General features: G+C 46.7%; 9 protein-coding genes. 3 read left to right on the top strand and 6 right to left on the bottom strand.

Annotated elements, in window-relative coordinates; translation table 11 throughout:
- Window positions 1-107 precede the first annotated feature (107 nt).
- Window positions 108-347: a hypothetical protein gene (locus BHE18_RS17925; RefSeq protein WP_141771929.1), complete on the top strand. Its 240-nt coding sequence runs from the start codon at window positions 108-110 to the stop codon at window positions 345-347.
- A gap of 36 nt (window positions 348-383) precedes the next feature.
- Here BHE18_RS17925 and BHE18_RS17920 read toward each other — a convergent pair whose 3' ends face one another.
- Together BHE18_RS17920 and BHE18_RS17915 are read right to left on the bottom strand one after the other, a co-directional pair.
- The gene (locus BHE18_RS17920) at window positions 384-1,775 is read right to left on the bottom strand and encodes a sucrose-specific PTS transporter subunit IIBC (RefSeq protein WP_071619871.1); all 1,392 of its coding nucleotides are present in this window, start codon (window positions 1,773-1,775) and stop codon (window positions 384-386) included.
- Window positions 1,776-2,019: 244 nt separating this feature from the next.
- The gene (locus BHE18_RS17915) at window positions 2,020-3,009 is read right to left on the bottom strand and encodes a LacI family DNA-binding transcriptional regulator (protein WP_071619870.1); all 990 of its coding nucleotides are present in this window, start codon (window positions 3,007-3,009) and stop codon (window positions 2,020-2,022) included.
- A gap of 329 nt (window positions 3,010-3,338) precedes the next feature.
- On the opposite strand from BHE18_RS17915, the gene dhaK reads away from it, so the two are divergent.
- Window positions 3,339-5,090, top strand: a complete 1,752-nt coding sequence (gene dhaK, locus BHE18_RS17910) for a dihydroxyacetone kinase subunit DhaK (protein WP_071619869.1) — start codon at window positions 3,339-3,341, stop codon at window positions 5,088-5,090.
- 203 nt (window positions 5,091-5,293) lie between these two features.
- On the opposite strand, the gene BHE18_RS17905 is transcribed toward dhaK, so the two are convergent.
- On the bottom strand, window positions 5,294-6,166 hold the full coding sequence (locus BHE18_RS17905; RefSeq protein WP_071619868.1) for a helix-turn-helix domain-containing protein: 873 nt from the start codon (window positions 6,164-6,166) through the stop codon (window positions 5,294-5,296).
- Between the two features lie 497 nt (window positions 6,167-6,663).
- Here BHE18_RS17905 and BHE18_RS17900 point away from each other — a divergent pair, with 497 nt between their 5' ends.
- Entirely contained in the window at window positions 6,664-9,156 is a 2,493-nt protein-coding gene (locus BHE18_RS17900; RefSeq protein WP_071619867.1) for a WD40 repeat domain-containing protein, read from the top strand.
- Window positions 9,157-9,574: 418 nt separating this feature from the next.
- Here BHE18_RS17900 and BHE18_RS17895 read toward each other — a convergent pair whose 3' ends face one another.
- The 3 genes from BHE18_RS17895 to BHE18_RS17885 all read right to left on the bottom strand — a co-directional run bounded on the left by BHE18_RS17895 (window position 9,575) and on the right by BHE18_RS17885 (window position 12,260).
- On the bottom strand, window positions 9,575-11,149 hold the full coding sequence (locus BHE18_RS17895) for an elicitor-associated permease-like protein (protein ID WP_071619866.1): 1,575 nt from the start codon (window positions 11,147-11,149) through the stop codon (window positions 9,575-9,577).
- 5 nt (window positions 11,150-11,154) lie between these two features.
- Window positions 11,155-11,883 (bottom strand): ABC transporter ATP-binding protein, encoded by a 729-nt coding sequence (locus BHE18_RS17890; RefSeq protein WP_071619865.1) that lies wholly within the window; start codon window positions 11,881-11,883, stop codon window positions 11,155-11,157.
- 149 nt (window positions 11,884-12,032) lie between these two features.
- Window positions 12,033-12,260, bottom strand: a complete 228-nt coding sequence (locus tag BHE18_RS17885) for an AMEP412 family response elicitor (protein ID WP_071619864.1) — start codon at window positions 12,258-12,260, stop codon at window positions 12,033-12,035.
- Window positions 12,261-12,395: the final 135 nt, after the last annotated feature.

The raw sequence follows: 12,395 nt of genomic DNA, 5'->3' as shown, positions 1-12,395 counted from the left end.
GAAGAATCGACGATAAGTGGTTTAGTTGAAAATGTTACATTGGTTTCGCTGATATGGGATCCGAATCGATAAAAGGATCAACGGTTTCGATAAAAGAACCCGGATTTTTGAAAATAAATCTTTTGATTTCGATAATAAAGTTTCGATTATCGATAATAAAACGGATCATGGTCGTTCGGGGCCAGCCGGAAATTCCTCATTACAGGCTTGAACGCCGTAACGAAGCACCAAAACGCCTGATTGAACAAAAAACAATCGAGAAAATCAAGAATCCGGCCATAAAACGCCCAATTCCGGCCATTAAAACGCCAAAACACGGCCCCTATAAAAGAAAAGCAGGCAAGTGAACCCCACTAACCTGCTTCTATCAACTTTTTATAAAATCAAGCTTCTTTTTTATCTGAGTATCCAAACATCCAAGTCAGCACGAATGCCACTGCAATCGCAACAACGTTGATCAGGATATATTGAAGGATCTGCCCGTTCAGGTAGAGCAGCGTTCCCGGGATGACGGTGATGGCCATGCCCGTTGCTTTCAGTCCCATGATGGAAGCGAGGAATCCTCCGACTCCACCCCCGATGAGTGCCATGATGAATGGCTTGCCGTAGCGCAGGTTCACCCCGAAAATGGCTGGTTCTGTGATGCCAAGGAATGCTGAAAGGGAAGACGGAAGCGCCAGTGCCTTCAGTTTCTTGGACTTCGTTTTTAGGCCGACTGCCAGTGCCGCGCCGCCCTGTGCTGCAATCGAGCAGGTGATGATCGCGTTATAAGGGTTGTTTCCGTATTTCGCGAGCAGCTGGATTTCGAGCATGTTAAAAATGTGGTGGATCCCGGTGACGACGATGATCTGGTTGAGTCCGCCGATCAGGAATCCGCTGATGCCGAATGGCCATTCAAGAACTGCGATTGTACCGTTTAAAATGACGTTCTCCAAGCTGTGGAACACAGGTCCGATCACGAATAATGCCAGTGTGATCATGACAAGCAGTGTCAGGAACGGCGTGACGATTAAATCGAGTGCTTCAGGCGTGCGCTTGCGTATTTGCTTTTCCAGTTTTGCCCCGAGGATCCCGGCGATGAAGGCAGGGAGGACGGAACCTTGGTAGCCGACGACAGGGATGAATCCGAAGAATTCAAGCGGCTGCACGTCTCCGCCTGCGACTCCCCATGCGTTCGGCAATGAAGGGCTGACGAGCATCAATCCGAGGACCATCCCGACGATCGGGGTTCCGCCGAATACTCTGAAGGTCGACCATGCGACCAGTGCTGGCAGGAAGATGAATGCCGTGTCAGTCAGGATCTGCGTATATAATAGGAAGTTCTCCGAGATGTCATCCGGTGTCATGCCGAATAGTGCGAGTATCTGCTCCTGCATGACGAGTCCGCGAAGTCCCATGAAGAGACCGGTTGCCACAAGCACCGGGATGATCGGTACGAAGACATCGCCGAATGTGCGGATCGCGCGCTGGAACGCACTGCCGCTTTTCACGGCTTCCTTCGACTGCTCCGCTTTCGTCGAACCGGCGATTCCCAGGTTCCTCACTTCTTCATAAATGCGGTTGACCGTTCCGGTTCCAAGGATGACCTGGTATTGGCCCGAGTTGAAGAAGGCGCCTTTCACTTTATCCGTGTTTTCAACTGCTTCCTGGTCGATTTTTTCTTTGTCTTTCACCATGATTCGTAAGCGGGTGGCACAATGGGCGACAGACAGGATATTCTCTTCGCCGCCGACTCCGGCCAGGATTTCTTCTGCAATCTTTCTGTTCTCTGACATTGTTTCTCCTCCTTTGTTCATGTGTGTAATCGATTTCACATCGGTTGAAAATAAATGCATCGGCTGATTGGATGCCCATACATAGGTAAAAAGAATAAGAGTGCTGGTGGGGTGGATGTGTAATCGATTCCACACCAGATAAAAATAAAAGTACCGGTCTCTAGATGCCAATACATAGTTAAAGTTAGTAGTGTAATCGATTCCACATACGACATAACGTTATGAAATCGATTACATACTGAAATTATACACTATCTTTTTTCACGAGTCCATAGTCTAATACAATTTTACTCGTCGGTATTTTCTTTTGATTGATCATCGACAGGATCAGGTTGGCTGCTTCCCGGCCGGCTTTGTTGTATTGAAAATCGATGGTCGTGAGGGGAGGTGTGACATATTGGGACAGCTCGGATGCTCCGACCCCCGCAAGTGCGATGTCCTCAGGGATTTTGAGTCCCTTTTCCTTCAGGTAGTTCATCGCCCCGATCGCCAGTCGGTCCGTCACGGCAAACACCGCAGTCGGGAGAGTGGAGGATGATTCCATGATGTTTTTCATTGCCCCGTAGCCGGATTCGACATCGAAAACAGCTGTCTGGATCCAATTCTCTTCAATTGGGAGTCCATGTTTCTCCATGGCGGCAAGATATCCTTTCTTCCTCATCAGCCCGACGGCACGGTCGGATTCGCTAACACCGATGAACGCCACTTTTTCATGACCTTTTTCGATGAGGTAATCTATCATCTCTCCTGTTGCCATGATCTCATTGAACACAACCGACGGGGTGCCCGGCATATCCTGGCCGACGACCACGAACGGCACCTTCAGCTTCTGGATTTCCTCCACCAGCTGTTCGTTCGTATTGGTGGCAGACAGGACGATTCCTTCAACGTCCCTGCTTTTCAAAAGCTTCAGGAATTCGATTTCCTTGCCGGCATCCAGATTCGAATTCGCCAGTAGAATCTGGTAGCCTTCCTCAGCCAGAACCCGGTCGAGGCCGTTGACCATCCTGCTCGTCGTCTCGGATCCGAGCTTCGGCAGGATCACCCCGATTACCTTCGTCTTCTTCGTCCGCAGCGACTTCGCATTCTCGCTCGGCACATACCCTGTTTCTTCTATTACTTTAAGAATCCTTTCTCTCGCTTCCTCGCTCACATACCCGGATTCATTCAGCATCCGAGAAACCGTCGCGCTCGAAACATTCGCCCTCCTGGCCACTTCCTTAATCGTAATCACACAGCGTCCTCCTTGCAATTTCTCTTGGCTTAATTGTACTTGATGAGAGGGGCGAATGGAAGTGGGACGGGGGGACAGGTACCATGTCCCAAAACGGGCGGGAGTCGGGGGGACAGGTACAGCGGTACTAACTTGGTACAGCGCCTGTACCAAGTTAGTACCGGGACAGTGTACCTGTCCCCCTGTCCCGCGCAAGGCCTAATTCTTTTACTTTTAATCGTTTTCATTTTAAGATGACAGAGAATACCCCTTGTAGATTTTAAGGGGTGAGAGAAGTATCTAAATGAAGAATGAACAAGACGCGTACTAAATCAGAGGAGGACGCTCAAATGAAGAAAATCATCAATCATCCAGACACACTGGTCACGGAAATGTGCAGGGGGATGGCGATTGCCCACCCGGAGCTTGAATTTCTGGAAAAGTATAAGATTATGAAGAAAAAGGAATTGGATGAAAATAAGGTGACCTTGATCAGCGGAGGCGGCAGCGGCCACGAGCCGGCACATGCGGGGCTCGTCGGGAAAGGGATGCTCGATGCGGCGGTATGCGGAGACGTATTTGCTTCACCGTCCCAGATTCAGGTTTACCAGGCGATCAAAGCAACGGCGAATGAAAAAGGAACCCTGTTGATCATCAAGAATTACAGCGGTGATATCATGAACTTCAAGAATGCCGCCCATATGGCTAAAGAGGATGGCATTCCTGTTGATTATGTGAAGGTCGATGATGACATCGCGGTTGAGGACAGCCTTTATACAGTCGGACGCCGAGGTGTTGCCGGAACCGTACTTGTACATAAGATCGCAGGGGCGGCTGCGGAAGAAGGAATGGGACTGAACGAAATTAAGGCCGTCGCTGAAAAAGCAGCGGCCAACGTGCGGAGTATCGGTATCGCTTTGACTTCATGCACCGTTCCGGCAAGCGGGTCTCCTACTTTCGAATTGGGTGATGCCGAGATTGAATATGGAGTCGGAATCCATGGAGAGCCCGGCATCAAGCGGGACAAGATGGCGACAGCAGATGAACTGGCAGAGCGGATGGTCGATGACATTCTCAAAGATTTGAAGATGGATGATTCTTCCGAAGTGGCTGTGCTGGTGAACGGCTTTGGCGGGACGCCTCTTCAGGAACTTTACCTATACAACAATGCGGCGGCAAGAATTTTGTCTGAAAAAGGGATTCGCATCAACCGTTCATTTGCAGGCAATTATATGACGAGCATTGATATGGACGGGCTTTCCTTGACGGTGATGAAACTGGATGATGAACTGAAAACGTTACTGTCGAAGGAATCTCTGGCACCTGCGTTCAGAGTTGACGGGCCGGTGCCTGCAGTGGAATACAAGAGTGGGGATGAAGTTGAAGTGAAAAGACCTGTTTCGTTTGAGGTGGAGACACCGGCAGGATATGCAGTGATCAAGGGTGACGAGGTAACGTTGGAAAATATGATTTACCTCGTGGATAAAATGAGCGAAGTGATCATCGAGAACGAAGTCCCGTTCTGTGAACTGGATTCCCATGCCGGTGACGGTGATTTCGGAATGAGTGTCGCCAAGGGGTTCAGACAGCTGAAACGTGAATGGCATTCGATCCTTGAACAGGAAAATCTGACGATCGGCAGCTTCCTGGATTCATGTTCCATCGTCATCATGGAGTATTGCGGAGGAGCTTCCGGCCCGATATGGGGCTCGGCATTCCGCGCTGCAGGTAAATCAGTCGGTGATAAATCAGCGATGACCGTTTCTGACTTTGCGGACATGCTTCAGGATGCAGTCGAAGGCATTCAGCGTACTGGCGAGCGTTCGTTTGGAAGAGGCGCGGAAGTCGGGGACAAGACCCTGGTGGATGCACTTGTGCCTTGTGCAGATGCCTGGACTGGAAGTGCTGAAGCCGGCAGCGACTTTAAGACAGCTTTTGTAAAAGGAGCCGAAGCTGCCGTTGAAGGTGCAGAGAAGACGAAGGACATAGTTGCCCGGATGGGGCGTGCCGGAACAGTCGGCGACCGTAGTCTCGGGCATCCGGATGCCGGTGCTTATGCGCTTGGGGTCATTTTTACCGAACTTGCAGGCAGTTTGAAATAGGGATGAATGGAAGCACGGGCCGGGTCTCGTGCTTCTTTTTTGCGGGACAGGGGGACAGGTACAGTGTCCCAAGTTGTTATTATTTGAGAATGAAATCGAATGATAACCCTGGGAGAATGGGACAACGAACCTGTCCCCCCGTCCCATTTCATCCTAGAGGCTCTTGGACCAGGGACAAGGGACCTGTCCCCCTGTCCCGCCATTCAGAGACGGGACATTTTTTCATTGAGGAATGTTACGTTTTTCTCGTTGCCGCGAAGCTCGAACATATGAAGGGCACGAGTGAAATAAAGTATTGCTTTTTCCGTTTCATTGACCAGCTCATAGTTGTACCCGATTTGATAGTTCAGTTCTCCGAGTCCCCAAAGAAGCTCTTCTTCGATGCACCAGTTTAGGGCTTTTTTACAATAGACGGTCGACTCATCGTATTGCCCGAGGCGGGTCAGCACCCGTGCAATATTATAGAACAAACGGGGCTTGATGGTTTTATCATATAATTGTTCAGTCGCTTTCAGACTGGATTCAATTTGATCATAATAATCCAGGGCCTCGTCGTGTTGATGCAGGGAAGAATGGATTGTCCCTATGCTCAGCAGGATTTCCATCTCTCTTTCTGTCCTGGCTTTCTTTTGGCTGGCTGTCAGGTAAAAAGCCTCGTTAAGCAGAAAAAAGGCCGCTTCCTCATCCTTTTCAACTTCAAAAGCATAGATTCCCTTGTACCAGTAGAGAAGCTGCAGTTTTTCAGGATCATTATAAAAAAGAGGGTTCTTTTCCTCCGTCTTAACAAGTTCAAGAATTTCATCAAACTTGAAATTCACCCTCAGACGTTTCAGTTGCTTTTCTACCTCTAACACATAGTCAAGGCGCGGGGTTGTGCCAATCTCAAAGAAGTAATTCACATCGACACCCAGCTTTAAAGAAATTTGATACAAGGCTGCAGCACTCGGATAGATATCACCCTTCTCCATCCGGCTGACCAGAGCCTGCGTACAAACCCCTTCTGCCAGCTCCCCCTGAGTAAGACCTGCACCCTTCCTCAACTCCCTTATCTTCTTCCCAATTGCCGAATAATCCATTTCAAAACTCCTCACAAAAATCATAGTGGGACAGGGGGACAGGTACGTTGTCCCATCTCTAGTATACTAATAGGTTCTTCAATAAGGAAGGTGGGACAACGTACCTGTCCCCCTGTCCCGATTGGGTCTTTATTTGGGTGTGTGGAGGAGGGGGGATTGGAGGGGAAAGGTATTGTGGGATAGGATTGGGGGCTTCGTCAGGTTGGGAGTTTTGGATTAGTAGAGTTATTTTGATTGGAATTTTTCCGGATTTTGGTAGGCAAATAGGAACGTTGCCGCGCAGCTTATCTGCTAATGAACCTGAGGTAAGGGGAGTGGAAATTAAAGACCCTTTTACGTCAATGCTTCCTAACCCTTTAACGGTAAGGGTTCCTCTATAGTTCAGCTATAGATTTACAAAATTTTCTAAATATAATATTGGTTTCATGCCTCTCCTTCCGTATCATTATGGTTGAAATGGATAAGCCATTACTGAATGAAAGGGAGGAAGGTATTTAATGAAGAAAGTCTTCATCACAATCATGGTTTTGCTGCTGATGCTGCCAGGAGCTTTGAATGGAAAACGGGCTGGGGCCGAGACCTCCGGTAAACTGGATTCCACCTATTTCGGGGAGTCTGAGGAACTCCTGACTCCGCTGATGGATGCGATCAGTATCTTCAACGGGGCGGTCGGGACTGAAAATGGTAAGCCGGTGATGTATACCACCACCAAGGGACTGCCGGCACAGCTGAATGTCATTGATATCAAATCTGAGAAACTGCTGCGGGTCATTCCGCTAGAGGGGGCGGAGAATACATGGGCACATGAAGTGCTCCCGAACGGAGACCTGTACATCGCGACGATCGGCGGTGGTGCCAAGCTGTGGAAGTACACGCCGGGTGCAGACAGTGCGGAGGTTGTAGCAAGGTTTTCCGGTGAGACCTTCCCGTTTTCCATTACATCAGAACAAGGAAAGATCTATGTGGGGACCTACCCAAGCGGGAAAGTTTTTGAGTATGATCCCGCTGACGGATCTGTAGATGATTACGGCCGGATGATCGGCGAGTCATCACAAGAATATATCCGGTCCCTGGCTGTCATAGGGGACGATGTGTATTCCGGAACAGGCCACGGGAAAATCATTCATTACAATAAGTCTACTGGTGAAAAAGAAGACATTGCCGCATCCATCGGTGAGTCCGGCCATATTTATGATCTGGATAAGGTCGATGACCGCTATCTTTTCGCCAGATATGAGCTTTCCAGCAATGCCTATGTCTATGATACAGAAGAAGGGGAATGGCTCGATGCAGTCATCCCGAAAGCACGCGGACTTCATGTTCCGGAACAGTCGGAGGACGGAAAGGTTTATTTTATGAATACGGAAAATAAACTCCAGACTTTCGATCTCGGGACCTTGGAGGTCGAGGACACGGGGATTACGTATAAAAGCGGGTTCCGCGGTGTCGACTGGGTGGAGTTCGGCACTCCTGAGCTGCCGGGCAAAAGTCTTGTCACCATCAATTTCAGCGGGTTCGTTACCTTCCTGAATCTGGAGACTAAGAAGACGGTCACTACCCCTGTCCTGGCTGAAGGGACGGCGAATGTGATGAACAAAATAGAGACGGGCCCGGATGGGAATCTCTATATCACCGGGGTGCAGACAGGCAAGGGAGCGATTTATAACCCCGTGACTAAGGAGAAAAAAGTCTACAATATGGGCCAGGGCGACAGCATCGGCACATTCGGTGATAAGCTGCTCTTCGGTGTGTATCCTGAAGGAGACATCAGGGAGTTCGATCCTGCGCTTGAGCCATCCGATTCCAATCCGAGGAAGTTATTTACTATCGGAGAGGAGCAGAATCGGATCAGCTCGATCACAGAAGGGGACGGCAAAGCCTATATAGGAAGCATCCCATTCTATGGGGAGCTGGGAGGTGCTTTGACGGTTTATGACCCAAATGCGGCGGAAGGGAGTCAAGTGGAGGTCTTCCGAAACGTCGTGGAGGATCAGAGTGTGAACAGCCTCGTCTACAGGGATGGGAAAGTGTACGGCTCTACCACCATCAATGGCGGGCTGGGAGCCGATCCGACAGCGGAAGAAGCAAAAATTTTCGTGTGGGATACAGAAACGGAAGAAGTGATCAGGGAGGTTTCCCTAATGGTTGAAGGCCTTGAAAAGCCGGAAGCCATTGGTGAATTGTCGTTTGGACCGGATGGACTATTATGGGGGGCTTCGATCGATGCGATTTTTGCGATGGATCCTGACACGCTCGAAATCGTTAAAAGCAGGAAGCTGTATGATTCCCTTCCGCTTTCAGCGTGGAATAAAATTGAACTTGAGTGGTCGGATGGACTTCTATATGCTGATTTCAGCGGGAACCTGACTGCCATCGATCCAGAAACGTTGGAAAGCAGGCAGATTGCCAGGGTATATGATTTTTCTGTCGGCCCTGACGGAAATCTATACTACTCTTCGAGGGAAAACCGGACGATGCTTCATAAAATGGAAGTGAAGAAGGTATCTGGTAAAGAAGAAATGACGGTAACGAATCATCAATTTGAACGGCCGGTCGATGACGGCGGGATCCCGGGGTGGACCTCAATGTTCAACACGGATGATCAGGCGAAGTATACCGTATCGGGAGAAGAACGTTCTCATGGCAGACAAAGCCTGAAGCTTACGGATACCGCGAGAAATAAATCGGTTGCTTTAATGAGTGACAGCATCAAGGCAGAACCGGGGGAAGTTTTTGAATCATCCGCAAATCTCTTCATCAAAGAAGGAACGGGAAGCTTCATGGTGAGATTTTACGATGAAGAAGGAAGGTCGATCTCAGACAAACCGGTCCATACGAGCACCGGCCTGAATAATTGGCAGGCCATCTCCATCACAACAGAAGCACCAGAAAACGCCGCCGCCATGAGAGTCATCTGCTACACAACATCCTACTCAACCGGAACCATCTACTACGACAAAGTGGAAGTAAGTAAGCTATTATTTGATTGATGAAGGTGGGACGGGGGGACAGGGACCGTGTCCCATTTTCCAGATGGATGAGGGATAGGAGGACAGCCCCGTTATTGAGAAGGATCTGCCAATTACTTATGAGGGTTCGTAATGTCTGACAGGAAGGATTCTGTGGAAATTAATAAAGGGACAGGGGACCAGTCCCCCTGTCCCTTCCCTTTTACAAATTAATTTAATGAAGGGACATAGGGGCAGGTACTTGTCCTTATGTCCCTTTTTATTTTGTGAGGTGGGACAAGGTACCTGTCCCCCTGTCCCCTTCCCTTGTTCCATTACCCTTTAAAGAATTCGATGACAGGGTCTAATAATCCGGTGAATCTTGCGATAAGAAAGACGACGCAGAAAATTGTGAATGCCAAGCTTATCCGTTGCCCGATTGTTTTGTTTTCTTTTTTTTCTAGGTTTGCCATACTTTGTTCACCTCATGTTTAATGGTAGTTTTCGTTGTTTTGTTGCTTTTATATAACATTCCGATGATGAGCAGGATGGTGATGATCAGAATGGTTACAGCAAGGTTGGATAGAGATTGGTTTTCAACTAGTTCTTTTACATATACATGTAAAATGCTGAACATGATCAGGATTGGGATGTTCCATACAAATAGATAGTAGAAAAGCGGTTTTACCAATTCTCCGTTGTATCTGTACCCATTATACTTCTTACAATTCCTTTTCATGAGACGGGATAGGTATACTCTTGAAGAAATATAGGTGAGGATGAACAGCTGCCCCATCGCAAAAAGGATAACAGCCGCATCAACCTGCTGTAAGAGCATGATGATGAGCAGGTATGTACCTGATATCAAGAAAGACAGAGTGTGTATAAGGCGGCTCCTCATCTTCAAAAATTCATGATAATTGAAGGGGATTGTATATAAAAGATCTTGATGATCTTTGTCATCTGAAAGCACAATATTCAACGTCATCGTTGTAATGATCAAGGCAAAAACATTGATCAGGATGGTCAGCGTGACCCCCGATGAGGCAAAGTGATTCTTGAATTCTATCACGCTGGTAAACAGCAAGGGAGATACATACACTGAAAATAACTTAGGTGTTCTGATTAAATACAATAAGTCTTTTCTAAGAAAGTAATTATCTATGAATCGATGAATTACGGCGGTTGCCTTATTCGAGTAAAAAGATTTCTCCAGGTCTTTTGAAGAGATCGTGAGCATGCCCTTTTGATAACAGAATGCCATTATTAAGTAAACTGGCAGGATAAACAATGAAGCATTGATCATAATGAACAGTGAGATTTTCATGACAGATGCTATGCCGGCTGAACCCTCCAATAGAAGGGAAGGATATTTCAGCAGAACATAAAGAACCTTAGCCGTCCAGTCATTTTGAACAAGAAGGTATTGTTTATAATTCCCGGCATACACGATGACAGCAATCACACCCACAGATGCAAGGGTCATGATGGAATAGGCAGCTGTTTTCAGTCCTTTTCCCTTCGAGATGATGAAAGCCGCTGCAAAGAGCAGATGGGCCAGCGCACTGAAGAATATTGAACCGCCTATGAGCTGAGGGACCGTCACTAAAACGATTGCCAAAGAAATGTTACCTGCGGCGTAATTTGCCAGAATAAATGGAAGTATGAAAATGATGTTGATAGATAAGACCTCGATTGCAACAATGAAGAAACGGGCCATGATGATCTGGGAATGCTTGATTGGTGCAACAAGCAGAATCTCGCGTTCAGCGGAAAAAAAATACTCTTTGTAAAACTTTTTCACAGAAGCCGACACTGAAATCAAACATAAGAAAGCAAAAAGCGCCAATATGTATTTGCTCATGTTCCCTTGCATCCCGTCGGGGAGGACATTGATGATAAAGTATAATATGGCGGTCAGAGACAGGAAAAGAAATGACAATCCGATTATGTCAGTGAGGACATCCTTTTTTGATTGTTTAGGTTTTTGACTTGTCAGTTTATACTTAAACGTTAAATACTTGATGAAATTCATCTCGATTATTCCCGTCCTTCTACCACAGAGATAAGGTAATCTTCTACGCTTGTTAGATTTCCTTGAAGCTGGCTGACAGATATATTCTTCTTTAAAAGAGAACCATTATTGATGATCGTGACTGAATCGGCTATTTCTTCTATAATATTCAAAGAATGCGAGGATAAAAATACGGTTCCGCCGTTGGAGGTGTATTCCTTTAAAAATGACTTAAATTGCCTGATGCTTAAGGGATCAAGTCCGAGAGTCGGTTCATCGTATATCAACAATGAAGGTTCGTGCATGACGGAAGAGACGATCGAAACTTTTTGTTTATTGCCTCTTGAAAGATTTTTTATTAGTGTATGTCTGTATTTTTCCACTTCAAAATGCTTGAGATGAGCGTCTATTTTTCTCTCGATTTCATGAATATCCGTCACGCCGTATAAGAACGAAATGAAATGTAAATGCTCAGTTACGGAAAGCTTTTCAAAAACGGCTGGATAGTCGGGACAATAGCCTATGTACTGTTTATGCTGCGGATTCTTATAGTTTATTGGTTCATGCCGGAAATAAACATTCCCTTCATCGGGGGTGAGGATCCCGGTCAAGATCTTTATGGTGGTCGATTTACCGGCGCCATTTTTACCTAAATATCCGCATATCGTCCCTTTATCGATTGTAAGAGAGTCAATCGAGAGGACACACTCTCCATCATAATACTTCTTCACATCTTCCATATGTAAGATAGTCAAGATCGCAATTCCCCTTTATATGTAAAAATGGTATTAATTAGTCTGTGAATTTATCATACACCGTGTTTTCTCATCCAACAAGGAAGAGAATACCAGACGAAAGGTTCATTTTCGCTGGTATTCTCTCTATATGTTATAAGGGGGAAATCTTAAAGAATGATGTTGATGATTTCGTAAACAGAGTATCCTTTAAGGAACCAGTCAACGATCTTCCCTGGGTTTGCTTTAATGTAATTCAAGATTTTAGTAGCTTGTGCATATGTTTTACCTGCAGCAGCTTTCGCTAAATTATATGCCCATGATAAGAATGATGCCACTTTACTCCAAGGGATCTTGCTTACTAGTGCTTTAAGTGCGTTATAGATTGCTGAGAACATTGTGAAATTCCTCCATCAAATATAATTTTTTCCAAAGGCCTTTGGTTAACTACATCATAATTCCAGTTAATGTTATATTCAATAGATTTTGACAATTGTTGCGTATTTCCGCAAAGGCTGTCTTATAGGAATTTC

The sequence above is a fragment of the Rossellomorea aquimaris genome, assembly GCF_001877785.1.
GTDB classification, from domain to species: Bacteria; Bacillota; Bacilli; order Bacillales; family Bacillaceae_B; genus Rossellomorea; species Rossellomorea aquimaris_A.
This window is presented reverse-complemented; position numbering and strand designations above follow the sequence as displayed.